Source organism: Clostridium sp. DL-VIII, assembly GCF_000230835.1.
Lineage (GTDB): Bacteria > Bacillota > Clostridia > Clostridiales > Clostridiaceae > Clostridium.
Window position 1 is genome coordinate 2,934,122 of record NZ_CM001240.1, and the last position, 25,313, is coordinate 2,959,434.

Here is a 25,313-nt window from a genome sequence, read left to right on the forward strand (position 1 = left end):
AGATGAAAAAGAAAGGCAAAAGTTCGGCGATACTTATAGCTATTATTGTCGTAATCGGATTATTAGCTTTTGCGGGATTTAAAGGATTTGTTCTAGGAGGATGGGAATTTAAATCATTTAATAAAGTAATAACTAGAGGACTTGATTTACAGGGCGGAGTTTCTGTTCTAATGGAAATTCAGAAGGATTCAGTAACTTCAGAAGAGTTAGAAAGTGCAAAGGAACATATAGCACTAAGAGTAAATAAGCTTGGAGTTGCAGAAACAATTGTAACAACAGAAGGACAAAAGAGAATAAGAGTAGATATTCCAGGAATGACTAACTCTAAAGAGATAGTTGATAGCTTAAGCCAATCTGGTAATTTGTCATTTAAAGCGCCAGATGGAACTGAAGTATTAACAGGTAAAGATGTTAAGAAAGCTACTGCACAAATGAACCAACAAACAGGTCAGTATGAGGTTGGATTACAGTTAAGTGATGAAGGCGCACAAAAATTTGCCGATGCAACAGGTAAGTATATTGGACAAAAGATTACAATTTACCTTGATGATGAACAGATTTCAGATCCAACTGTAGATCAACAAATTACAGGTGGAAATGCGAGTATTAATATTCATGGAACATTAGAACAAAATAAGGAATTGGCTGGGATGATTAATGCAGGTGCACTTCCACTTCCAGTTAAAGAAGTTACAGTTAGTAATGTTGGAGCTGAACTTGGTGCTACAGCATTTCCAAATTCAATTAAAGCTGGAATCATAGGAGTAGCATTAGTATTCTTATTCATGTTAATACGTTATAGAAGACAAGGATTAATGGCTGATATTGCTTTGACTTTGTATATAGTTCTTGCACTTTTTGCATTTGTAGAGATAGGAGTAACCTTAACCCTTCCAGGTATAGCAGCATTCTTAATGACTATCGGTGTGGCTGTCGATGCAAACATACTAACCTTTGAGAGAACAAAGGAAGAATTGAAAAAAGGGTACAGCATTAAGGCGGCAGCTAAAAAAGGAGCAGAAAATGCTTTATCTTCAATAGTGGATTCAAATGTAACAACATTGCTTGCAGCTTTGATCTTGTATTCTATAGGATCAGGAACAGTTAAAGGTTTTGCGATTACACTTATGATAGGTATAGTTATAAGTTTGTTTACTGGTCTAGTAATAACTAAATTACTTGTTAATCTAGGAGTTCAATCTGGATTTATAAACAAAGCGTCACATTTTGGAGTTAAGCTAGAAAAGGGGGATGAAAAACATGCTTAAGATAATGGAAAGAACAAAAATATGGTTTTCAATATCCCTAATCATTATAATAATTGGAATGGGATTCTTATGTGTTAGAGGTCTGAATTTTGGAATAGATTTTAAAGGTGGTTCAGACATAGTATTACAGTTAAATGAGAATATAAATAAAGAAGATGTGGATACAATTGTTAAAGGTTATGCACCAGATGCAGCTACAAATTCTTTAGATAATAATCAATATGAAATAAAATCAGCTGATCTTGACAGTGATAAATTAGATGCTATTATAAAAGATTTAGAAGGCAAATATCAATTAGATGATAAGGCATTAGTTTCGCAAAATGAAATAGGTTCATCAGTTGGTAAAGAATTAACACAGAATTCAATTTCAGCTCTACTTGCAGCTTTTGTAGTAATGCTTATATATATAGCAATAAGATTTGAATTTAAATTTGGAGTTGCGGCTATAGCAGCTACAATTCATGATATCTTAGTAACACTTAGTGTTTATTCAATATTCTATATTCCGGTTAATACGCCATTTATAGCAGCAATGCTTACTATAGTTGGGTATTCAATGTGTGATACAATAGTAATTTTTGATAGAATAAGAGAAAATGCGAAGATTATGAGAAGAGCAAAATCAATTGAAGTTGCTGATGTAAGTTTGACTGAAACAATAGCTCGATCATTATATACATCTTGTGCAACATTAGCTACTATAATTGCAATGAATTTCTTAGTTCCATCTGTAAGACAATTTACAATTCCATTAATAGTAGGTATTATAAGTGGAGCATATTCGTCAATATGTATAGCATCACCAATATGGGTATACTTGAAGGATAGAGTTAGAAAATCAAAGACAAAATTACAAAAAGCTTAACTACTGGAAATGATAAAAGCCTCCAGAAAATAATGGAGGTTTTTTCATTTATTAACAAAATAATTGTAAAAATTATTATAATCATTTATAATAAAGGTGTTTTCTAATTTTATGGAGGAATAGGCCATGCGTAAATTCTGGGAGAGTATATATAGTCCAAATTATATTAGTGGATATAACCCATTTATACTTAAAGGTATGAACAAAGCAATAGATAGATTAGCAGTAGCTATAAATAATAGACAAAAAATTGTTGTCTATGGTACATATAATGTTGATGGAATTTGTGCTGTTTCATCATTAATTCTTGTGTTAAGATATTTAAATGCAGATGTAGAATATTTAATTTATGATAGACAAGAAAGTGATGCTAGAATAAATTCAGTAGATATAAAAAATAATGTAGACTTTTTAGGGGCTGAAATTTTGATAACACTTGGTGTTGGATTAAAGTCACAGGAAGAAGTTGATTTATGCCAAGAATTGGGTATAGATTTAATTGTTCTGGAGAATGAAGAAAGTGAGCTCGTGAATGATTACATTTACATTAATCCTAATCAAAAAGGATGTCAATATAGATATAAAAATTTGTCAACAAGCGGGTTAGCTTTTAAACTTATGCAAGCAATTGCCATATATTATAATATGAAGAGCATAAATAAGTATTTAGACTTAATTCTTATAGGCATACAATGGGCAAGGGTATCAGTTAAGGGAGAAAATGGAGTATTGATTAAAGAAGGAAATAAATTTTTAATTAATACTAATAATAATGGGTTAAGATCAATAATAGAGTTTAATAGTATAAAAGAATTTAATGGTGCTGGTATAAATAAAATAATAGAATTTCTAATCCCTCCAATAGGGGCAGTAGGGGTTATGGATAATGCTCGTATAGTTTTGGAACTTTTAACTACAAATGATAAGGATCGGGCAGATCAAATTGTTAAATATTTATATAGGCTTAAGAAAAATAATTCTTTAAAAAATACTTAATGTATAAATAACTATTTATTTAATTTATTTGATGTTAAATTATATATTTGTGGTTAAATTAAAATAAATGTTGTGGAGGAGATAAAATGGATTTAAAGGAAAAAATCAGAGTGATTGAAAATTTTCCAAAGGAAGGAATAAGTTTTAAGGATATAACAACATTAATAGGTGATGGTGATGCCTTAAAAGAGACAATTAATCAGATTGTAAAACATTTAAAAGATAAGAACATTGATTTAATAGTTGGGCCTGAAGCAAGAGGGTTTATTTTTGGCGTTCCTGTGGCATATGAATTGGGAGTAGGATTTATTCCAGTAAGAAAACCAGGAAAATTACCAGGGGAAACTCTTTCAATTAATTATGGATTGGAATATGGAGAAGATACACTTGAGATTCATAAGGATGCTATTAAGCCAGGTCAAAGAGTTGCAATTGTCGATGATTTATTAGCAACAGGAGGTACTGTTGAAGGTGTTGCTAAATTAATTGAACAAGCAGGTGGAATAGTTGCTTCATTAGACTTTGTGATTGAATTGACAGAGCTTAATGGAAAAGGAAAACTTAAAGGTTATGATGTACTTTCATTAGTTCAATATGAGGTTTAGAAATTAAGATTATTTAAAGATTAGCAGAAGTCACACAATAGAGATGTTATTTCTTTTTAATGTCGTATTGAAAATAATTCTAAAATAATATATAATTATTAGAAAGTTAGGCTGGTTATTAGACCAGCCTTTGAATTTACTACTTTAATGAATATATAAAGGGGAGCAGTCCTTATGATTGATAAATTGCTGGAAAAAATCAATACAAACTGTAATAATGTCGATGTGGATATGGTAAAAAGAGCATATAATTTTGCTGAGAAAGCTCATAAGGAACAAAAACGTGAATCAGGTGAACCATATATCATTCATCCAATAGCAGTAGCGGAAATTTTAGCTGAACTAGGGATGGATACTAATACTATTGTAGCTGGTTTATTGCATGATGTGATAGAAGATACAGATTGTTCTTATGATGAAACAGTTAATCTTTTCAATGCAGAAATAGCAGATCTTGTTGATGGTGTTACAAAGCTTACTAAACTTGGAGAGATGGAATATAAAACAAAAGAGGAACAACAAGCAGATAACGTTAGAAAAATGCTGCTTGCTATGGCAAAAGATATAAGGGTAATAATAATAAAATTGGCAGATAGACTTCATAATATGAGAACGCTTAAGTTTATGCCAGAGAAAAAGCAAAAAAATAAAGCTAAGGAAACCTTAGATATTTATGCACCTTTAGCTCATAGATTAGGTATGTCTAAAATTAAATGGGAACTTGAAGATTTATGTTTTAGATATTTACATGAAAAAGAATATTATGAATTAGTAGATAGTATTGCGGAAAAAAGAGTTGAAAGAGAAACTTATATAAAGGATATAGTAAGTGATTTAGAAGAAAAACTTGAAGCAGCAGGAATTCAATCAGATATTGATGGGAGACCAAAACATTTTTATAGTATTTATAAAAAGATGGTTAGTAAAAATAAGAGTATAGAGCAGATTTTTGATTTGACTGCTATAAGAGTTTTGGTTAATTCCGTAAAGGACTGTTATGGTGTACTTGGAATTGTTCATACTATATACAGGCCAATTCCGGGCAGGTTTAAAGATTATATTGCTATGCCTAAACCTAATATGTATCAATCACTTCATACAACTGTAATCGGGCCACAAGGGAAAACTTTTGAAATTCAAATCAGAACTTTTGAGATGCATAAAACTGCAGAATATGGAATTGCAGCTCATTGGAAGTATAAAGAGGGCGATACAGCTAAAGGGGAACAAGACAAACAAAAGGATTTTGAAAAGAAGCTAGTATGGCTTAGAGACATGTTAGAGTGGCAAAAGGAAACATCAGATGCTGAAGAATTTATTGAAGGCTTTAAAATAGATTTATTTTCAGATGAAGTTTTTGTATTTACACCTAAAGGTGTTGTAATAAATTTATGCAGAGATGCAACTCCGATAGATTTTGCTTACAGAATACATACAGATATAGGAAATAAATGTGTTGGGGCAAAAGTAAATGGGAAAATAGTGCCTCTTGATTATAGTCTTAAGACTGGAGAAATTGTTGAGATATTAACTTCCCCTAATGCAAAAGGCCCTAACATGGATTGGTTAAATATTGCAAAAAGTAATCAATCTAAGAGTAAAATAAAACTTTGGTTTAAGAAGGCTAAAAGAGAAGAGAGCATATTAAAAGGTAAGGAACTTCTTGAAAAGGAATTAAAGAAGCAGGGAGTTAATTACGCAGATATAGCTAAAGGCGAAATTTATGAAAGATTAATGAAAAGATATAATATTCATTCAATGGATGATTTGTATGCTTTAATTGGTCTAGGTGGTTTTTCGGTATCCACTCTTATTTCAAGACTTAAAGAGAATAATGGCATAGGTGTGGATAAATCAAGTAAAGAAAATAAAGAAATCTTGAGTAAAAGCATTGAAGAGCAAATTGCTAAAACTTCAAGGCAGCCAGAACCTAACAGTTACGGAATAACTGTAAAAGGTGAGAGCAATCTTATGGTAAGATTTGCGAAATGCTGTAGTCCAGTTCCTGGAGATGATATTTTAGGATATATAACTAAAGGCAGAGGAGTATCAGTACATAGAAGAGATTGTAGTAATTTACAAAATCTTATTGATACAGATGGAGATAGAGTTGTTGAAGTTAACTGGGGCTCATCTAAAGGAACAGCTTATTTTGCAGAGATCCAAGTGCAGGCAGACGATAGGGAAGGGTTGCTTGCAGATATAATGAGTGTTATAACAGAGCTAAAGTTACAATTAAGTGCGGTAAATGCAAATTTATCCAAACAGGGTTCTGCGCTTATTAATGTTAAATTTAAGATTACATCAGTAGATGACTTAAAAGATTTAATGAAGAAAATAAAAAGATTAAAAGGTGTAACTGATGTATATAGAGTAAATAGTTAAAGGAAAGTGCATAAATATTTTCTGTGTTGCAAAAATATAAGGAAGGGGAGATATCATGAGAGCAGTAGTGCAAAGAGTATCCTCATCTAATGTCTGTGTAAATGGTAAAGTAATTGGAGAAATTGGAGCAGGTTTTAACGTATTAGTAGGGATATCTAAAGATGATACTTTAGAAGATTTAAAGTATATAAAGGATAAGATTATTAATTTAAGAGTATTTGAAGATGAAAATGAGAAAATGAACTTATCACTGCTAGATGTTAAAGGAGAACTACTTATTATATCTCAATTTACGTTATATGGAGATTGCAGAAAAGGCAGAAGGCCGAATTTCATGGAAGCTCAAGGTGGTGAAGAAGCCAGAAAGCTTTATGAGGAATTCTTAAGACTTATTAGAGAATCTAATTTAAAAGTCAAATGTGGGGAGTTTGGTGCTGATATGAAGGTTCAGATTAACAATGATGGACCAGTGACAATTCTATTGGATAGCAAGAGAAACTTTTAGTTAGATAGAACATAATTTCTAAATATATTATGGAGGGGTTTATATTGATTATAAAAACAATAGTAGCTGGTATGTATGAAGAAAATTGCTATTTAATCATGGATGAGGACAGTAAGGAGCTTGCAATTATAGATCCAGGTGGACAGGCAAATTTATTGATAAAGGAAATTGATAGATTAAGTGCAAAAACTAAATTTATCCTTTTGACTCATGGTCATATGGATCATGTAGGAGCTGTAGTTGATTTAATAAATAGATTTAATATTCCATTTTATATGAATGCAAAAGAAGAAGAATTTATGGGAGATAATTTTGTATTTGGTGAATTGCCAAAGTCTTCGGGTGACCTAAAAGAAGGAGATACAATAAGACTAGGAAAACACTTAATTAAAGTTATTGAAACACCAGGGCATACTGTAGGTGGAGTTTGTTTCTTAGTAGATGATAAGTTGTTTACAGGAGATACTCTTTTCCAAGGATCTATAGGAAGGAGTGATTTCCCAGGTGGAAATGGAATGCTGCTTGTTAAGAATATAAAAGAAAAACTACTTCCTCTTGGAGATAATATTAAGGTTTTTCCAGGCCATGGAGGAGCATCCAATATAGGCTATGAGAAAAGAAATAATCCGTTTTTATAGGAAAAAATTGTGCTATAAGTATATATAGCACATTCTTTAAGGAGCAATGATGAAAGTTAAAGTTTATTTAAATGATCTTAAATTTAGATATGAAGTATATCAATTATTTAATGTCTATTTTTCAATGACGGAAATTGATTTTGTAGATAAAGATAATGCAGATTATATTTTTTATATTGATGATAAAGGTTTAAGATTTGAATATAAAGATTATTGCAGAGAAGAATCTTTAGGAGAGGATGTTAAGAACTCTCTGAGAAGATTTCTTTTTCTGTGTTTAAGAGATTTAACCAATGATATTTACCCATGGGGAATTTTAATTGGTATTAGGCCTTCGAAGATTGCCCTAAAGCTAATTAAAGAAGGGAAAAGTGAAGAAGAAGTTATTAAAATATTTAAAGAAAAATATTTGGCTCATGAAGATAAAGCAAAATTATGTATAGACGTTGCAAAAGCTGAAGAGAGAATCGTAAATAAAGATAAAAATAATATTGCTATTTATATAGGAATGGCATTTTGCCCAACTAAATGCCTTTATTGCTCATTTACTTCCAATCCAATAGGTGTCTATAAAAAGATGGTGATGCCATATGTAGAAGCATTAATAAAAGAGATCAGAGGGATAAGTAAATATATAGATGAGAAAAATCTTAACATAGAATCTGTATATTTTGGAGGGGGAACTCCAACATCTGTAAGTGACGGCGAATTTATGATGGTTATGGATGAAATATATAATAGTTTTATTAAAGGACATAAAGTTAAAGAATTTACCGTGGAATGCGGAAGGCCGGATACTTTAAATAAAAATAAGCTAATAACTATGAAAGAGTGCAACGTAACTAGGATAAGTATTAATCCTCAAACTATGAATGACAAAACTTTAAAGCTTATAGGAAGAAGTCATTCCTCAGAAGATATAAAAGAAAAATTTATGATGGCAAGAGAATTGGGATTTGACGATATTAACATGGACATAATAATAGGGCTTCCAGGAGAAACTCATAAAGAAGTACTGCATACTAAAAATGAATTAATGAAATTAAAGCCAGATAGTGTTACAGTTCATGGCTTGGCTCTAAAAAGAGGGTCTAGAATGTATGAAGAATTTATTCTTAAAAAGGGAATAAGTTTAGTTTCTCAAGAAGAAATAATAAAAATGTATGAGGAAAGTAAAGATTTGGCGGAAAAGTTAGATATTTCACCATATTATATGTATAGACAAAAAAATATGGTTGGAAATATGGAGAATTTGGGGTATGCTAAAGAGGGCAAAGAATGTATATACAATATTCAGATGATCGAAGAAAGACAGACTACAATTGCACTTGGAGCTGCGGCAGTAAGTAAAGTTATATTTTTAGAAGAAGATAGGCTTGAAAGATTTCCAAATCTTAAAGATCTTCATGAGTATATTTCGAGAATAGATGAAATGATAGAAGGTAAAAAGAAATTATTAGATACTTTATATTAAGAATTAATAACTTTGAACTTTTAAAATTTATATAAATAATGTACAATTGTCTATGGATAATTATGCTTAAACTTACAAACTGTAATAAGTTTAAGCATAAGAATGGAAATTCTATTAGAATTTCGTGTTATAGCAGTTAACTGTGTGTAAGATACCATAACAGGCAGAAGATGTATTAACTGTGAACTTAATAAATATCGTGATTTGGAGGAATTTAAATGGCAATGGAAATGCAAGCACCAAAGGGTACAAAGGATATGCTGCCTGAAGATGCGTATAAGTGGCAGTACATAGAAAATGTATTTAGAGATGTAGCTAAGACGTATGGAATTAGAGAAATTAGAACTCCAATGTTTGAACATACAGAATTATTTCTAAGAGGTGTCGGTGATACAACTGATATAGTTCAAAAAGAGATGTATACGTTCAATGATAAAGGTGATAGAAGTATAACTTTAAAGCCAGAAGGAACCGCGTCTGCAGTTAGGGCCTTTGTAGAAAACAGATTATTTAATGAAGCGCAGCCTACTAAGTTATATTACATAACACCAGCCTTCAGGTATGAAAATGTTCAAAAGGGAAGACTTAGACAATTTCATCAATGTGGATTAGAAGTATTTGGATCAAGTGCAGCTTCAATGGATGCGGAAGTTATTGCTGTAGCTATGGATACTTTAAAGAAATTAGGATTAAAGAGCTTAAGCTTAAACATAAATAATTTGGGATGTCCTGAGTGTAGACCTAAGTATAATGAAGCTTTAAAGAATTTTTTACAAGAAAATTATGATGGCCTATGTGATACATGCAAAACTAGATTTGAAAAAAATCCAATGAGAATATTGGATTGCAAGGAAAAGAAATGTCATGAAATCACAAAAAATGCGCCAACAATTTTAGAGTATGTTTGTGAGGATTGTGCTACGCATTTTGATAAGGTTAAAGAATATTTAGATATTCTAGGATTACCATATACAATAGATCCAGGTATAGTAAGAGGATTAGACTATTATACAAAGACAATATTTGAGATTTTAACTTCTGATTTCACAGTATGTGGAGGAGGAAGATATGATAAACTTATAGAAGAGCTCGGTGGACCAGATATGCCTGCAGTAGGTTTTGGCATGGGAGTTGAAAGGTTAATCATGACTCTAGAAAAAGAAGGTATAGAAATACCAAAGGAAAACTTATTTGATTTATATATAGGTGCCAGAGGCGAAGAAGAAAGTAAATTTGCCTTTAAGCTTGCTAGCGGTCTTAGAAATCTTGGAGTTAAATGTGAAATAAACCATATGGGTAGAAGCGTAAAAGCTGAAATGAAATATGCCAATAAGTTAGGTGCAGCATTCACAACTATTTTAGGTGAAGATGAATTAGCAAATAAAAAGATTAATTTAAAGAGAATGAGTGATGGAGAAATATTTGAAGTTTCTTTAGATAATTTAGAAGAAATAGCTAAAGTAGTTAAATAGTAATGTGAATATTGCAAAGTAAGTGATGAATTGACAATTGATGATTAGTGCCGTATATAGGCTGTCGCATGCCAATTTATAATATAAATATAACAAAATCCTGTTAGGGATTTCGTACAACTGTAAAGTGTTAACTGCCCACAGGGTACCCTAATGGGCATAAACTGTTAACTGATTAAGTAGGGAGGATTTTAGTAATGGGTGAATCTTTAAATGGATTAAAGCGTACTATGATGTGCGGTGAACCTAGAGAAGAACATGTAGGTAAAAAAATAACTTTAATGGGATGGGTTCAAAGAAATAGAAAGCTTGGAGGACTTGAATTTATTGATTTAAGAGATAAAACAGGTATTATGCAGGTAGTTTTCGGAGAGGAAATAAATGTAGAAGCTTTTGAAAAAGCAAAATCAGTAAAACCGGAATACTGCATAGCTGTGACAGGTGAAGTAGTTAAAAGAGAAAGTGTTAATGAAAATATGCCAACTGGTTTTGTTGAACTAAAATGTGAAACTATAAAAATTCTTTCAGAATCAGAAACACCACCAATATATATTAAAGAAAACTTAGATGCTGCAGAAAATATAAGATTAAAATATAGATATTTAGATTTAAGAAGACCAGATATGCAAAAAATATTTGCAATTAGAAGTAAAACAACAAAAGCTATTCGTGATTACCTAGAAGAACATAATTTCTTAGATGTGGAAACTCCAATTTTAACAAAGAGTACTCCAGAAGGGGCTAGAGATTACTTAGTGCCTTCAAGAAATTATCCTGGGATGTTTTATGCTCTTCCACAATCACCACAAATATTTAAGCAATTATTAATGGTATCTGGATTTGATAGATATTATCAAATTGCTAAATGTTTTAGAGATGAAGATTTAAGAGCAAACAGACAGCCAGAATTTACTCAGGTTGATATGGAATTAAGTTTTGTAGAGCAAGATGACATAATGAAAATTAATGAAGGTTTAATTGCTCATGTATTTAAGAAAGTAGCTGGAGTAGATGTAAAACTTCCAATTAAGAGAATGACATTTAAAGATGCCATGGAAAAATACGGTTCAGATAAACCAGATTTAAGATTTGGAATGGAAATCACTAACATCACAGAGGATGTTAAAGATTTAGATTTTGTAGTATTTAAATCTGCAATAGAAGCTGGTGGATCTGTTAGAGCCTTATGCTTAAAAGGTGGAGCAGAACTAGGAAGAAAGCCATTAGATAAGTTAGGCGAGTTTATTAAAACTTATAAGGCAAAGGGTCTTGCTTGGATTCAACTTAAAGAAGATGGTGTTAAGTCATCAATTGCTAAGTTCTTGACTGATGATGTAACTAATTCTATAGTAAAGACTATGAATGCTGAGAATGGTGATGCAATTCTTATAGTGGCAGATAAAGATTCAGTTGTATTCCAAAGTTTGGGTGCTTTAAGATTAGAGCTTGCTAAACAATTTGATTTAATTAAAGATAAAAATGAATTTAACTTTACATGGATTACTGAATTCCCACTATTTGAATATAGTGAAGAAGAAGAAAGATATACAGCTTGTCACCATCCATTTACAGCACCAATGGATGAAGATTTAGATTTCATTGAATCTAATCCAGGAGCTGTTAGATCTAAGGCTTATGATTTAGTATTAAATGGTGAAGAATTAGGTGGAGGATCTATAAGAATTCATGATATGGCTCTTCAAGAAAGAATGTTTAAAGCTCTTGGATTTACACAAGAAGCAGCATGGGAAAGATTTGGATTCCTTCTTCAAGCATTTAAATTTGGACCACCACCACATGGCGGCTTAGCATTTGGTCTTGATAGAATGATAATGTTTTTAGCTGGAACAGAAAATATTAAGGATGTTATTGCATTCCCTAAGAACCAAAATGCGTATTGCTACTTAAGCGAGGCTCCAAATATAGCTGATGAAAAACAACTAACAGAGCTTGGAATTGGAATACTTCCTAAGAAAGACGAAAATTAAAAAATATTAAAAATGCATTGAGGAGTGCATTTATCTGGCGCTTTAGGCTAACATAAATAAATACTCATTACTTGCTAAGGCATAGAGAATATTATTAGAAGAAGCTCCTATACTAATTAAAAGATTTAGTATAGGAGCTTTTTTATAGAGAAATATAATTAAATTTTCATAACATAAAAATATAAATAATAAACATGTTATATTTATTAGGCGTATGACTATACTAATGTCTATATTTATCTAAAAATTACAATGAGCAATTAGAAAAGTATAGGAGCATTAGTATTTAATATGTCAATAAATCTTTTATTTAATAGAGGTTCTTCAATAGCATTGTCACAGGCGAATTTAAAGGCATCAAAGGTCATAGAAATATCTTCTTCAATTAAATCTTTTGAATCCTGTTCTATGGAATTTTTCACAAAACTAAAGGTATCTCTAGGGTTATTAAAAACCTTTATAAATAGTTTTTGATTAGAATGATTATCCCAAGTATTATTGAAAGTATCACAAAAAATATTTAATTTTGAAATTAGTAAATCATAATCTACAGACCATAAGTCATTTAATAGGTCATATGTTTTCTTCATAGAATTTACAGATTCTAGATTTATGCTTGAATCATTAAATTTTAATGTTTTGTTAATTATAGTATCAAAGTTTAACATTGGAATATAAAGATTATCAGATTTACGATCAAACCAAATAAAGAAAGAGGTAGGCAGATACACATATTTCAAAAATCCGAGTAGGCTGTAAATACAAGGGTAAACTGCCCAACCGCATTGTAAGATATTTTTATTTACGTCTAAAATACCTGTATAAACTATTTTAGAGTCTTTAGATATTCCTTTATTATCAAAATATCCTTCCCATAAATTGTTGTTCTTAATAATTTCATTTTCCCAAAAGGATAAATTATTATAACGATTTTTTTGTAAAGTATTTAGCGTCATAGTAGCTTCCAATGATAAATTCCTCCTCTCAATAACTATATAATAATAAATTAAATCTAGATTATTGTGAATGAACTAATTCAGAATTAGTTTGCTCAATATATGTTATTTGACTCATTGTATTTTTTGGAATTACTGAAAGAAAAATATATATATGTTGCAATAATAAAGTTACATTTATGATACTTGTAAGTTAAGCGAATGTCTGAATATAAAATACAGGAAACTAATTGCAATATGTATATATAGTTTAATTATATATAATGTGCTAGTAAATTACAGTTAAAAAGAAATGTGATATAATTAATCAGTACATAGTATCATAGCTACAATAAGGAATTTAATATTTTTATTTCAAATTTAGAATTATTAAAGCATTTTATGTAAATTGATTTAATTATTGAAAAATTATATAGATAGAGTATATGGAGGAAGTAAAATGTTAGGAACAATAGTTAATTCGTTAGCAATAATAGGTGGATGTTTAATAGGACTTATTGTAAAAGGAAGGTTAACAGAAAAGATTAGCAAGACTATAATGAATGGATTGGCTTTATGTGTACTATATATAGGTATATCAGGGGCACTTAAGGGACAAGATACATTGCAAATAATAATCTGCATAGCAATAGGCGCATTAATTGGCGAAATCATAGATATTGATAATAAGTTAAGTAATTTAGGAGAGTTTATAGAGAAAAAAATAAATGGCAAAAGAAAAGATGCTACAAAAGAAAAGATTTCTATAGCTGAAGGCTTTGTAACATCAAGTTTGCTATTTTGTGTTGGTGCAATGGCTGTAGTAGGATCGCTTCAAAGTGGTCTTCAAGGAAATAACAGTACTCTTTTTGCAAAATCAATATTAGATGGAGTATCTTCAATAATATTTGCATCATCTTTAGGTATAGGAGTAATGTTATCTTCGATAGCTATATTTATTTACCAAGGAAGCATTGCGCTTCTAGCAGGAGGACTTTCGACAGTGCTCACTGATAGTGTAATAGCCAATATGTCAGCAGTTGGAAGTCTTTTAATTGTAGGACTTGGATTTAATATGCTAGGGGTATCTAAGATAAAAGTTGCCAATTTACTTCCGGCTATATTTTTACCTATTATATATGGAGTTATATATGGATTACTTTGATTAGATATAATATTAATTAATTGATCATTATTATAAAAGAATTACAATAAGAGTATATGCAAGGAGGTAGAAACAGTGAAAATACCAATGTATCAAGTTGATGCATTTACTGAACAATTATTTAAAGGAAATCCGGCATCAATATGTATATTAGATAAATGGATTGATGAGAAATCAATGCAAAATATAGCTATGGAAAATAACTTGTCTGAAACTGCTTTTTGCGTTATTAAGGATGATATATGTGAACTTAGGTGGTTTACTCCAGAAGAAGAGATAGATTTATGTGGACATGCTACTCTTGCTACAGCTTATGTATTATTTGAAATCTTACATTATCATTCAAATATAATAAAATTCGCAACTCAAAGTGGTATATTAACGGTAGAAAAGCAAGGAGATAATATGACTATGGAGTTTCCGAGTAGAGAGGGAATCAAGTCGGAAATAGAAGAACAGCTAGTGAAAGGCTTAGGAAAAGAACCCAAAGAAGTATATCAGTCAAGGGATTTAATGGCAGTATATGATAATGAAGAGGACATAAAAGAATTAACTCCTAACATGGAAGCTTTGAAATTAATAAATGCCTTTGGAATTATAGTAACTTCAAAAGGTAAAAATTCAGATTTTGTATCAAGATATTTTGCGCCATCTTGTGGAGTTTTAGAAGATCCAGTTACAGGTTCAGCTCATTGTACTCTAATTCCATATTGGTCAAAAATTTTAGGCAAGACAAAGATGACTGCTCACCAATTATCTAAAAGAAGTGGAGTGCTTGAATGCGAGTATGCTCATAATAAGGTTAGGATATCTGGAAAGGCTAGATTATTTTTTAAGGGAGAAATTTATTTAACATAATCCCAAAAAGTTATATATATGTTGCAATAATAATTCTACATTTTCAAGAAATTATGTAAGGATTTCAACTGCAATTGTCAATTGTACTTTGTAAATTGTTAATTGCAACATAGATAATAAAGATTTAAATAGATAAAACTATAAGAAAAAATTCTTATAGTTAAGATATATAATATATAAAATAGGATAAACATTTGCTTTAAATTTGAGAAATGTTTATCCTATTATTTTTTTGCTTTTTATAAGGAACTTATAATATAGAAAATCTATGGATAATTTATGAAACAAGCTACCAATTATATTCTCTACAGAAAAAGAACAAAAAAATAAATATTGATAATAAAAAATTTTAAATGGATAGATGTGGAATAAAAATTACTATGTAACATATTAATATTTTATATAGGGGGAAAGTAAATGAAGTGAAAGTAATAATAAGGGATAATAATGTGCAAAATTCGATTTCTAATGAAAAAGTGAAAGATAAGAATTTGTAAAAAACTATAGATGTATTTTGTTCTTTGATTGAATTAATAATTTTAATGTCTTTACAAGTGGCTATTGCAATTATTATAAGAGATGAATCTAAAGGTCCTATATTTTTTATGAATAATTGAGTGGGCAAGAACGGTATTATTTTTAGAATGTACAAATTTAGATCTATGGTAGCAAATGCAGAAGAGCTTAAAAAAATTAGCTGGTGAAAATGAGAGAAGTGGGCAAATGTTCAAAATCAGGAATGATCCAAGAGTAACAAAAGTTAGAAGGTTTATTAGAAAAACGAGTATAGATGAATTACTACAACTAGTTAATATTTTAAAGGCTGAAATTAGGATTGTAGTTCCAAGACCATCACTTCCAAAAGAGGTTGAACAATTTGAAGAGTGGATGTATAAAAGATTAAATGTTAAACCTGGATTAACCTGTTATTGGCAGGTATTAGTGAGAAATGATATTGAATTTACTGAATGGATGAAATTGGATGCTAAATATATAGAGGAGAGAAATGTTTTAATTGATACTATATTAATAATAAAAACTTTTTTGTATTATTTGGAAATAAGAGTGGAAGTTAATATTATGAACATTTGATTAAGCAAAAACTAACTATTGGGTTATTATAGCAAAATATAGTTAGTTTTAATATAAGAATTTACTTATTATTCTTATAAACATAATAAAAACAGGTTCATCCGTAAGGTAGTGAATTTAAAGTACCAATTAATATGCATTAAAGCAAGTGTTTCCAATGAATAATTAACAATAAATATTAACAATCACAAAATATCTTGATAAACCTAAAAATATATTCTTATGGAGAATGAGGAAAATGAATGAAGATGTTATAAGAGTCCAAGATTTATTAAAAACGTTAAAAAAAAGATGGAAGCTGATATGCATAATTACAATAATTACAGTTATTATTTCAGCAGCTTTAAGCTTTTTGGTGATTTCTCCTAAATATGAAACTAGTACAAAGGTGTTCATAGGAAAGGAAGGATCAGTAATTAAAGATTTACCAGATCAAAATTATAATGGTAATGATGTGGAAATGTATCAAAAACTACTAAAAACATATGCAGAGATTATTAAAACAAATGATTTGATAGAAAAAGCAGTTGATGTAGAGAATCTAGATGTAAAACCTAATGATGTATTAAAAAATTTAACTGTTACACCAACAGTAGATACGCAGATTTTAGAAATTAAATATGTAAATCAAGACAAAGTTATAGCTAAGAATATACTGGATTCGATCACAAATCAATTTATAGTTGAATCAAAACAGCTTATACCAAACGGTAATATAAAAATAATTGAAAGTGTGAAAATCCCAGAAGATCCAGTGAGTCCAAATAAAAAAATTAATATAGCTATTTCATTTATACTTGGTTTAATGGTTAGTATTGGATTAAGTTTCTTATTAGAATTTATGGACAATACCTTTAATAATAAAGAGGAAATGGAAAAGGAGCTAGGATTACCAGTGTTAGGTACCATTCCAGATTTTCTTAATGAATAAGAGGAGATATAAATATATGAAAATTAGAAATAAAAAGAATAAAAATAAAAAGAATATATTTTCTGTTGAAGATAAACCTAAATCAGTAGTTTCAGAAGCCTATAAAACATTAAGAACTAATATACAGTATTCCTCTTTTGATAATGAAATTAAGAGTTTAGTGATTACAAGTGCAGAAATGGCAGAAGGAAAGTCAACTGTTGCAGAAAACATAGCTCTAACATTTGCTCAAGGTGAAAAAAGAGTTCTTCTAATAGATTGTGATTTAAGAAAACCATCTGTACATGTAAATTTTAATGTATCAAATTTAGTAGGAATTTCTGAAGTTTTACTTGGGAAAGTACCAATTGAAGAAGCAGTGCAAGGGTATAATGAGAAGTTATTCGTTCTAACATCAGGAAAGATTCCACCAAATCCGTCGGAAATGTTGGCTTCCTTAGCAATGACTTATTTAATAGAGAAATTAAAACAAGATTATGACATGATAATATTAGATACTGCGCCGCTTAATTTAGTTACTGATGCACAAATACTCTCTGCTAAGGTTGATGGAACAATATTAGTAGTAAGAGCGGCAAAAACAAAGAAAGATGTAGTTATAGAAGCTAAAAGTCTTTTGGATAAAGTAGGAGCGAATATAATAGGGACTATATTATATGCAGCAGAAAACAAGTATAATAAAAAATACTGTTATTATGAAAGTTAAAATTGATAATGATGAAATTCATAAATGGATTGTAACTAAACAAGTATGATGTTCAAATTAATCATTAAATATATAAGATAAAGAAGGTATTTATGAGAAAATTAGTTATGCATATTGCTCAAGCAGCAGGTGGTGTAGAGAGATATATGATTATGCTATTAGAAAATATGAACAAAAGTGAGTATAGGAATATTGTCGTATGTTCATATGATTTTAATATATATAAATTAAAAGATATATCTGAAGTAATCGAACAAGTGAAGATGCATAGAAAAATTAATCTGTTTAAAGATATTATTGCTATTTATAAAGTACGAAGACTTATAAAAAAATATAAGCCAGACATATTATATATGCATAGCAGCAAAGCAGGAATGATTGGAAGACTAGCAAATTTGGGATTAAAAACAAAGGTTGTGTATAATCCACATGGATGGGCTTTTAATATGAGAGTTTCTAAAATTAAACAGAAGGCAATTGCGTTAGCAGAAAAGATTTTATCTAATTTTTGTAATAGAATTATTGCAATTTCTGATGCTGAAAGAGAATCTGCTTTGTCAATGGATATTTGTTCAGAAAATAAAATTGAGGTCATTTTTAGTGGAATTGATATAGAGAAATTTAAAGAAATCACTAAAGGGTTTACATTAACTAGAGAAATGCTTGGAATTTCTAAAGAAGCTTATGTTATTGGAATGGTTGGAAGAATTACTAAGCAAAAGGCTCCGGATACATTTATAAAGGCTGCTGTGGAAATCAGAAAAATTATTACAAATGCTTATTTTATTATAGTAGGAGATGGAGAAGAGAAAAAACAACTATTAAAATTAATTAATAAAAATGATATGGAAGAAAATGTTCTAATAACTGGATGGGTAGATAATCCATTAGAGTATGTTAGACTGTTTGATATTGCAATGATGCTATCAAGATGGGAGGGATTTGGACTAGCCTTAACGGAATATATGATTTCAAAAAAACCAGTAATAGCAACAAATGTCGATTCAATACCAAACTTGATTAATCATGATATAAACGGCTATCTAGTAAAAGTTGATGATATTAAGCAAATAGTAGATGGAGTTATTAAAATACATTCTAATTTTGAGTATAAAGAAAGTTTAATTAGTAATTCTTTTAACAGAGTAATAGAAAAATTTAATATAAAACGTGTAGTTAAATCTCATGAAAAATTATTTGCTGCACTTATAAATGAAGGGACAGAAAAATGAGTCAATTATTTGAATTTACATCAATGGCATTTCCAAAGGCAGGAGTAGAAGTTGGGCAAGTACCATTGACACTTTCAATTGTATTGTATGGGATACTATTGATTAAATATGTAAATTGCATTTTAAAATCTATGAGTTGGATAAGTGGGTTCTTACGATATTACTTATTTTTTTCATTTATGGTTATGTTTATTACTATTTTAAATTTTGGTAAAACAACACTCTTTCATTCCTTTGTATCTTTAATTTTAGTAGTGTCACCTATGGCAATTGTTTTAGGACAAAATATTGAACTAGAAAAGGCAAAAAAAATATTAGCAATTGCATTATTTATCGTGGGTATGTATGCTATTATTCAATGGTTTTTTGGTATTAAAAATACAGCAATTAATGGATTAAACATTACTTATGGTGATGATTTTTTTAATAAACCTATAGGATGGGGAGTTGATGGGAGAGAAGCGATTAAAATGCCAACAACATATCAAAATGGCAATAGTGCAGCAGTTTTCTATTCAATGGTTATTCCGATTGTTGCAATATGGAGACCTATAAAATTAAGATATAAAGTTCTAAAATTACTATCTGCTACTGTTGGAGTGATTGGATTAGCTATGAGCGGATCAAGGTCTATTATTGTTCCATTTGTAATCTGTATGCCTATGTTCTTAAAATTAGCTTTAAGTAAACTACCTTATAGAAAACAAAAGTTACTAATTGGATTAGGATTTATTATTATCCCGCTTTCAATTTTATATATTATTACAAGTAATAATGATTTAATTGCATTTGGTTATGATAGATATATACTTCAGCTTATACAAGATTCAACAGGGGCAGGAAGAACTACACAAGTTATAGCTTTATTTAGAGAATTATTTAACGATGGAATTATTGCAGGGGGGATAAATTTGATGATTGGCTTTAGCTGGGATAGAGCTGTTTTTGCAGAAGGGATATTTTATTTATTTTCATATTATGGTATTTTTGTTGTATTTCTTATGACATGTATGTTTATATGTACCTTGAGAAAAATATATAAAATAAATAAGATTGTATTTTTAGGATTGTTTAGTTCTGTCATTGCATTTATTGTGGATACCTCATATTGTTATATTCCAGTTTTAATAAATTTTTATTTTGTAGTCGGCCTTTTCTGCCAAGATATAAGGAAAGAAAAATTAAATAGAATATATTTGGATAGGAAGTGAAAAAATTTATTATGAGAGTTGCAGTTATTACATCGGGATACTTCCCGGTTCCAGCTTCAAAAGGCGGAGCTGTAGAAGTTTTAGATGAATATTTAATTGAAAAAAATGAGAAGTATAAGGAATTGCAATTTGAAATTTTAAGTATATATGATGAAAAAGCTGTACAAGTATCAAGGAAATACAAATATTCAAATTTCATTTTTATAAAGCCTTCTAAGCTTATTAAAGCATTAGATTTAATAGTATACCATATAGTTAAAGATATATTAAAGAAAGAAAAACATATGTCATTTAGATATATAATTCAGAGATTATTCTATATTAATGAGGTTAGCAAAATTTTAGATAAAAATAATTATGATAAGGTAGTATTAGAAAATCACTCTACATTATTTATGGCGTTAAAAAGGAGAGATAATTACAAGAAATACTCAGATAAATATTATTATCATTTACATAATGAAGTTGCAAATGATTATAATTGCAAAGAAATCATGAGGAATTGTAAAAAAGTGCTTGGAGTAAGCAATTATATTAACAAAACCTTTGTTAAATTTATAGGTGAGATTGAAAAAAGCAGAATAGATGTATTAAAAAATTGTGTAGATACGGAGAGATTTAATAAGGAGACAAATAAAGAGCTTGCAGTAAGACTAAAAGAAAAATTCTTAATAAAAGAAAATGAGAAAGTTATCATTTTTACTGGCAGATTAAATAAAGAGAAGGGTATTAGAGAATTATTAATTGCTTTAAAAAAAATCAAGCATGAAAAAGTGAAATTATTAATTGTAGGAAGCTATTATTATGGGAGTGGAATGGTCAGCGATTTTGAAAAAGAACTAAATGAATTGGCAGAAGACAAAAAAGATAAAATAATATTCACAGGTTTTGTTCCACATTACGAGATGCCGGGCATTTATTCAATGGCAGATATAGTCATAGTTCCATCAATTTGGAATGATCCGGCACCTTTAACCGTTATTGAAGCAATGTCATCAGGGGTACCATTGATTACAACAGCTTCTGGAGGGATATGTGAATATGCAAATGATAAATGTGCAATTATTCTAAAAGTAGATAGTAAATTAGTTGATAATTTAGCAGAAGCAGTTGATAAGATTTTAAATAATGAAGAGCTTAGAAGAAATATGCAGGAAGCGTGCAGAAAATCAGTATTAAGCTTAAATTTAGATAGGTATTACAAAAATTTTGTTAGTAAAATCATGTGAACTATATATGGATAATTATGAATTGGAATAATTTTTGTATGTTCTGTTAAATTAAGAAAGGTAGTTAAAGAAATATTATGGATAAATTATTATATATAGAATGTATTTATGGAAATGAACTAGTCGGTGTAAATAATAAAATTAATGCACAGTGTAATGAGTTTTCTAAGCACTATGAAACTACTTTAATATATCCAGAAGAAAATGATATTTGTATAAAGAATTTCAATAAGCTGGAGTTTGATAGGATTTATGATGCATTAAGAGTAGGAAAACTTAAAAGAAATTATAATTTTAATGGAGTTAATAGGCTGATTAAAATTATAAAATTTAATTTATGTATTAGTAAATTATTAGTAAGAGAAAATCCTAGAATTATTTATATTAGAAAATATAATGCTTTGAATTTTGTTAAGACTTTAAGAAATTTTAAAAGAAAGAATAATAGCATTATTATATACGAGATACCGACGTATCCATATGAATATGAGTTAAAGCTAAAGAGGAAATATTTATCATATTTAATAAATAAAAAAGTAGATAAGGATATGGAAAAGTTAGCAGATTTAATACCTGTTGTACTCGGACAAGATGTTACGTTAAATTGTGATAAGTATATTCCAATGTTTAATGGGATAGATATTAAACATATTCATTTTAAAACAAATAATATTTATGAAAAAAATAAAATAAATTTGATTGGTATAGCAAACATATCATTTTGGCATGGATATGATCGAGTAATAGAAGGCTTAAAAAATTTTTATTCTGAAAGCACAAAAATTAAAGTGATCTTTAACATAGTTGGATGTGGAAAAGAATTAGACAACTTAATAAGTCTTACTGAAAAGTATAAATTAAATGATTATGTATTTTTTCATGGTGAAAAAACAGGAAGAGATCTAGATAATATAATAGATTATTGTAATATTGGAATAGGAAGTATTGCAAATCACAGAAAAGGACTTAGGAAGGATAGTGCATTGAAAAATAGGGAGTATTGTGCAAGAGGGATTCCTTTTGTTATATCATCTAGAGATGAAGCATTCAAAAATTTAAAGTATGTATATAAAATATCTGAAGACGAAACACCTGTAAAGATAGAAGATTTAATAGAATTTTATAGCAGCATAAAAAATGAAAATTATACAACAGAAATGAGAAACTATGCTGAAAGAAATCTAACATGGGAAACTGTTATGGAACCAGTAGTGGAGTCAATTAATAAAAGAATAGTCTATAGGTGATAAAATGAATATAAACAAGTTACGGAAAGACTTTTTCTGGTATTTTATTGGTGCCGTAATTCCAATAATATTAAATTTTATAAAGATGCCTATATTTACAAGATATTTTAGTCCAGCTGATTATGGATATTTAACCTTAATAAATACAACGTATAGTTATATAAGTTTGTTTACATTTTCTTGGATTATAAGTTGCGTATATAGATATTATATACATGAAAAAAATAACAAGGACTTGAAAAAATTTTATACAAATATTATTTTTTTGCTTTTTATAGGCATTATTGCATCAAGTATTTTTACTATAATTTGGATTTTAATTAATGATAATGAGTTAATAAAGGAATTAATAATAGCTAATTATATCAATTTAATTTTTGGATCAATAACAAGTATATATTTGGTAACTATTAGATTAGATGGAAGGTCATTTATATGCAATGTATATACTACATTAATATCAATTACGAGCTTTGCAATTTTATTTATATTAACCTTTGCATTTAATAATTCGATATCAGCAATTTTAAATTGTAATAACATTGTCAATATTGTTTTTGTAATTTTCATAATATACAAGTTTAGGAAAGATTATAAAATAAGTAAAACATATATATCTAAAGAGTTAATTATTAAATTGCTAAAGTATGGTTTTGCGACTGTTTTTTTCAATATGAGTCTTTTAATTTTAACGTCGGGCGATAGATATGTAATAAAAATATTTTATTCAGTTGATAAGGTTGGAATATATAATCAGATATACAATTTATCACAGATAAGTATTGCAGCCATAGTAAATATCTTTTTTAATATAATAAATCAATATGAATTTAAGTTATATGAGGAGGATGCATATAATGAAGAAGAATTTTATAGTCTGGTTGCATTATACATAATATGTATAGCACCAATTACAATTTATTTTAGTTTATATGCAAAAGATATAGCTAATCTGTTATTAGGTGAAAAATTTGCAATAGGATATAAAATGATGCCATATATTATGGTTACAACATTTTTATATGGGATTGCTGGAATGCATCAGGAGCGTATGAAGTTTAAAAATAAATTGAAAAATATTTCAATAAATTTAATTAGTGCAAGTATACTCAATTTGATTTTGAATTTTATATTCGTACCTATTAAAGGATATGAAATTGCTGCTGTAACCACATTAATATCATATATCTATTTATATGTAATGAACATTAAACATGACATCTCAAATATAAACAATGTATTAAATGCATTAAAGAAAAAAATTAATTTAATGACATCCTTTTTTTTGATTTTGTTAGTACAAGTTATTCTTCATTTCTTAGTTAAATTCTATTTTGGTTGTAGTTCTATAGCTTTTTCTATAATTGAAGGAAGTATATTCTTTATGACTTTGTATGTATATATGTATTTAAAAAATGTGTATTCCTTACAAAAGTAGTTAAGATGATGTAGATATTAAATTAGTTTAAGATATGTTAATGATAAAAGGTAAGGGTGAAAAATGGTTAATAAAGTTTTATATAGAGAATTGTGCAAATTTGAAAATTCGATTCCAATTTTTTCTCTTGATTGGTGGATGGATGCGGTTTGTGGAGAAGAAAACTGGGATGTAATATTGGTACAAAAAGGTGGACAAATAATGGCAGCATTACCATACTACTTCATTGGAACAAAAAATAATATTAGAATACTTCAGCCCAAATTAACTCAAACCAATGGGATATGGATTAAATATCCTAAAAACCAGAAATATTCAACTAGATTATCATACGAAAAGAAGATAATTGAAGAAATAGCTAATAAACTAGAGAAATTACCAATTATCCGTTATGAACAGAACTTTAAATATACTTTCACTAATTGGCTTTCTCTATATTGGAGAGGTTTTAAACAAACAACAAGATATTCATATGTTATAGAAAATTTGACTGATTTAGATAAAATATTTAAAGAATTTGATAGTTCTAAAAGGCAAAATATAAGAAAAGCAGAAAAACTTATTAAAGTAAAAGAAGATTTAAATATAGAAGAAGTGTATAGATTGAGTAAGATGGCATTTACCAAACAAGGCATTCAAATTCCGTATTCCCTGGAGTTTTTAAAAAGGCTGGATTATGCATGTAACGTGCATAAGAGTAGAAAAATATTTTATGCAGAGGACTTTAGTGGGAGAATCATAGCAGCTATATATATAGTTTGGGATGAGGAATCAGCATACTATATAGCTGGTGGCGAAGACCCAGAATTTAAAAAGAGTCAAGCTATAGTTTTATTAATATGGGAGGCTATTAAATTTTCAAGCAAAAGAACTAATAAATTTGACTTTGAAGGAAGTATGATAAAACCTATAGAAAGATTTTTTAGTTCTTTTGGAGCCGAGCAAAAGCAATATTTTAATATCAGCAAGGAATATAGAAAGCGAAGCTTGCTATATTTCATAGCAAAGGATGTATATTGTCATTATTCATGGATGCAAAAAATTTATAAAGGAATAAGAGGCGGATAGAT

General features: G+C 28.9%; 21 protein-coding genes and 1 pseudogene. 21 read left to right on the forward strand and 1 reads right to left on the reverse strand.

Going from position 1 to position 25,313, the window contains the following annotated elements:
* Positions 1–2: 2 nt before the first annotated feature.
* The 10 genes from secD (at position 3) to aspS (ending at position 12,199) form a co-directional block, all read left to right on the forward strand.
* A complete protein-coding gene (secD, locus tag CDLVIII_RS13430; protein WP_009169981.1) occupies positions 3–1,268 on the forward strand; it encodes a protein translocase subunit SecD in 1,266 nt (421 codons plus the stop codon).
* Complete coding sequence (gene secF, locus CDLVIII_RS13435; RefSeq protein WP_009169982.1) at positions 1,261–2,136, forward strand: protein translocase subunit SecF; 876 nt, start codon at positions 1,261–1,263, stop codon at positions 2,134–2,136. Before secD ends, secF begins: the two co-directional genes overlap by 8 nt.
* Before the next feature lie 126 nt (positions 2,137–2,262).
* Positions 2,263–3,132 carry a DHH family phosphoesterase gene (locus tag CDLVIII_RS13440; protein ID WP_009169983.1) on the forward strand — a complete coding sequence of 290 codons (870 nt, stop codon included), beginning with the start codon at positions 2,263–2,265 and terminating at the stop codon, positions 3,130–3,132.
* An 86-nt stretch (positions 3,133–3,218) separates the two neighbouring features.
* Entirely contained in the window at positions 3,219–3,737 is a 519-nt protein-coding gene (locus CDLVIII_RS13445; protein WP_009169984.1) for an adenine phosphoribosyltransferase, read from the forward strand.
* 174 nt (positions 3,738–3,911) lie between these two features.
* Positions 3,912–6,122: a bifunctional (p)ppGpp synthetase/guanosine-3',5'-bis(diphosphate) 3'-pyrophosphohydrolase gene (locus CDLVIII_RS13450; RefSeq protein ID WP_009169985.1), complete on the forward strand. Its 2,211-nt coding sequence runs from the start codon at positions 3,912–3,914 to the stop codon at positions 6,120–6,122.
* Positions 6,123–6,177: 55 nt separating this feature from the next.
* On the forward strand, positions 6,178–6,627 hold the full coding sequence (gene dtd / locus CDLVIII_RS13455; protein ID WP_009169986.1) for a D-aminoacyl-tRNA deacylase: 450 nt from the start codon (positions 6,178–6,180) through the stop codon (positions 6,625–6,627).
* Positions 6,628–6,671: 44 nt separating this feature from the next.
* Entirely contained in the window at positions 6,672–7,265 is a 594-nt protein-coding gene (locus tag CDLVIII_RS13460) for an MBL fold metallo-hydrolase (protein ID WP_009169987.1), read from the forward strand.
* Between the two features lie 49 nt (positions 7,266–7,314).
* A complete protein-coding gene (locus CDLVIII_RS13465; RefSeq protein WP_009169988.1) occupies positions 7,315–8,739 on the forward strand; it encodes a coproporphyrinogen III oxidase in 1,425 nt (474 codons plus the stop codon).
* Between the two features lie 218 nt (positions 8,740–8,957).
* Positions 8,958–10,211, forward strand: a complete 1,254-nt coding sequence (hisS, locus tag CDLVIII_RS13470; protein ID WP_009169989.1) for a histidine--tRNA ligase — start codon at positions 8,958–8,960, stop codon at positions 10,209–10,211.
* Between the two features lie 197 nt (positions 10,212–10,408).
* On the forward strand, positions 10,409–12,199 hold the full coding sequence (aspS, locus tag CDLVIII_RS13475; protein WP_009169990.1) for an aspartate--tRNA ligase: 1,791 nt from the start codon (positions 10,409–10,411) through the stop codon (positions 12,197–12,199).
* A gap of 260 nt (positions 12,200–12,459) precedes the next feature.
* Here aspS and CDLVIII_RS13480 read toward each other — a convergent pair whose 3' ends face one another.
* On the reverse strand, positions 12,460–13,167 hold the full coding sequence (locus CDLVIII_RS13480) for a hypothetical protein (protein WP_009169991.1): 708 nt from the start codon (positions 13,165–13,167) through the stop codon (positions 12,460–12,462).
* A 427-nt stretch (positions 13,168–13,594) separates the two neighbouring features.
* On the opposite strand from CDLVIII_RS13480, the gene CDLVIII_RS13485 reads away from it, so the two are divergent.
* The 11 genes and pseudogenes from CDLVIII_RS13485 to CDLVIII_RS13535 all read left to right on the forward strand — a co-directional run bounded on the left by CDLVIII_RS13485 (position 13,595) and on the right by CDLVIII_RS13535 (position 25,311).
* Positions 13,595–14,299, forward strand: coding sequence for a DUF554 domain-containing protein (locus tag CDLVIII_RS13485; protein WP_009169992.1), 705 nt, complete (start codon positions 13,595–13,597; stop codon positions 14,297–14,299).
* A 75-nt stretch (positions 14,300–14,374) separates the two neighbouring features.
* Complete coding sequence (locus tag CDLVIII_RS13490) at positions 14,375–15,157, forward strand: PhzF family phenazine biosynthesis protein (RefSeq protein ID WP_009169993.1); 783 nt, start codon at positions 14,375–14,377, stop codon at positions 15,155–15,157.
* Between the two features lie 449 nt (positions 15,158–15,606).
* Positions 15,607–16,233, forward strand: a pseudogene (locus tag CDLVIII_RS13495) (sugar transferase).
* A 254-nt stretch (positions 16,234–16,487) separates the two neighbouring features.
* Entirely contained in the window at positions 16,488–17,180 is a 693-nt protein-coding gene (locus CDLVIII_RS13500) for a Wzz/FepE/Etk N-terminal domain-containing protein (RefSeq protein WP_009169994.1), read from the forward strand.
* Positions 17,181–17,196: 16 nt separating this feature from the next.
* Entirely contained in the window at positions 17,197–17,886 is a 690-nt protein-coding gene (locus CDLVIII_RS13505) for a CpsD/CapB family tyrosine-protein kinase (RefSeq protein WP_009169995.1), read from the forward strand.
* Positions 17,887–17,978: 92 nt separating this feature from the next.
* Entirely contained in the window at positions 17,979–19,118 is a 1,140-nt protein-coding gene (locus CDLVIII_RS13510) for a glycosyltransferase family 4 protein (protein ID WP_009169997.1), read from the forward strand.
* Positions 19,115–20,329 (forward strand): hypothetical protein, encoded by a 1,215-nt coding sequence (locus CDLVIII_RS13515; protein WP_009169998.1) that lies wholly within the window; start codon positions 19,115–19,117, stop codon positions 20,327–20,329. The genes CDLVIII_RS13510 and CDLVIII_RS13515 overlap by 4 nt, the downstream gene beginning before the upstream one ends.
* A complete protein-coding gene (locus tag CDLVIII_RS13520) occupies positions 20,326–21,558 on the forward strand; it encodes a glycosyltransferase family 4 protein (RefSeq protein ID WP_009169999.1) in 1,233 nt (410 codons plus the stop codon). Before CDLVIII_RS13515 ends, CDLVIII_RS13520 begins: the two co-directional genes overlap by 4 nt.
* Positions 21,559–21,635: 77 nt before the next feature.
* Entirely contained in the window at positions 21,636–22,805 is a 1,170-nt protein-coding gene (locus CDLVIII_RS29320; protein ID WP_009170000.1) for a glycosyltransferase, read from the forward strand.
* A 4-nt stretch (positions 22,806–22,809) separates the two neighbouring features.
* Positions 22,810–24,243 carry an oligosaccharide flippase family protein gene (locus CDLVIII_RS13530; protein ID WP_009170001.1) on the forward strand — a complete coding sequence of 478 codons (1,434 nt, stop codon included), beginning with the start codon at positions 22,810–22,812 and terminating at the stop codon, positions 24,241–24,243.
* A gap of 63 nt (positions 24,244–24,306) precedes the next feature.
* Positions 24,307–25,311 carry a GNAT family N-acetyltransferase gene (locus CDLVIII_RS13535; protein WP_009170002.1) on the forward strand — a complete coding sequence of 335 codons (1,005 nt, stop codon included), beginning with the start codon at positions 24,307–24,309 and terminating at the stop codon, positions 25,309–25,311.
* The last annotated feature ends 2 nt before the right edge of the window (positions 25,312–25,313 follow it).

What these genes read in the sequence shown, in the direction of transcription:
- secD (WP_009169981.1), top strand. Translation starts at nt 3, where the DNA reads ATGAAAAAGAAAGGCAAAAGTTCGGCGATACTTATAGCTATTATTGTC.
- CDLVIII_RS13450 (WP_009169985.1), top strand. Translation starts at nt 3,912, where the DNA reads ATGATTGATAAATTGCTGGAAAAAATCAATACAAACTGTAATAATGTC.
- CDLVIII_RS13505 (WP_009169995.1), top strand. Translation starts at nt 17,197, where the DNA reads ATGAAAATTAGAAATAAAAAGAATAAAAATAAAAAGAATATATTTTCT.
- CDLVIII_RS13440 (WP_009169983.1), top strand. Translation starts at nt 2,263, where the DNA reads ATGCGTAAATTCTGGGAGAGTATATATAGTCCAAATTATATTAGTGGA.
- secF (WP_009169982.1), top strand. Translation starts at nt 1,261, where the DNA reads ATGCTTAAGATAATGGAAAGAACAAAAATATGGTTTTCAATATCCCTA.
- CDLVIII_RS13465 (WP_009169988.1), top strand. Translation starts at nt 7,315, where the DNA reads ATGAAAGTTAAAGTTTATTTAAATGATCTTAAATTTAGATATGAAGTA.
- CDLVIII_RS29320 (WP_009170000.1), top strand. Translation starts at nt 21,636, where the DNA reads ATGGATAAATTATTATATATAGAATGTATTTATGGAAATGAACTAGTC.
- CDLVIII_RS13530 (WP_009170001.1), top strand. Translation starts at nt 22,810, where the DNA reads ATGAATATAAACAAGTTACGGAAAGACTTTTTCTGGTATTTTATTGGT.
- hisS (WP_009169989.1), top strand. Translation starts at nt 8,958, where the DNA reads ATGGCAATGGAAATGCAAGCACCAAAGGGTACAAAGGATATGCTGCCT.
- aspS (WP_009169990.1), top strand. Translation starts at nt 10,409, where the DNA reads ATGGGTGAATCTTTAAATGGATTAAAGCGTACTATGATGTGCGGTGAA.
- CDLVIII_RS13445 (WP_009169984.1), top strand. Translation starts at nt 3,219, where the DNA reads ATGGATTTAAAGGAAAAAATCAGAGTGATTGAAAATTTTCCAAAGGAA.
- dtd (WP_009169986.1), top strand. Translation starts at nt 6,178, where the DNA reads ATGAGAGCAGTAGTGCAAAGAGTATCCTCATCTAATGTCTGTGTAAAT.
- CDLVIII_RS13535 (WP_009170002.1), top strand. Translation starts at nt 24,307, where the DNA reads ATGGTTAATAAAGTTTTATATAGAGAATTGTGCAAATTTGAAAATTCG.
- CDLVIII_RS13485 (WP_009169992.1), top strand. Translation starts at nt 13,595, where the DNA reads ATGTTAGGAACAATAGTTAATTCGTTAGCAATAATAGGTGGATGTTTA.
- CDLVIII_RS13515 (WP_009169998.1), top strand. Translation starts at nt 19,115, where the DNA reads ATGAGTCAATTATTTGAATTTACATCAATGGCATTTCCAAAGGCAGGA.
- CDLVIII_RS13510 (WP_009169997.1), top strand. Translation starts at nt 17,979, where the DNA reads ATGAGAAAATTAGTTATGCATATTGCTCAAGCAGCAGGTGGTGTAGAG.
- CDLVIII_RS13500 (WP_009169994.1), top strand. Translation starts at nt 16,488, where the DNA reads ATGAATGAAGATGTTATAAGAGTCCAAGATTTATTAAAAACGTTAAAA.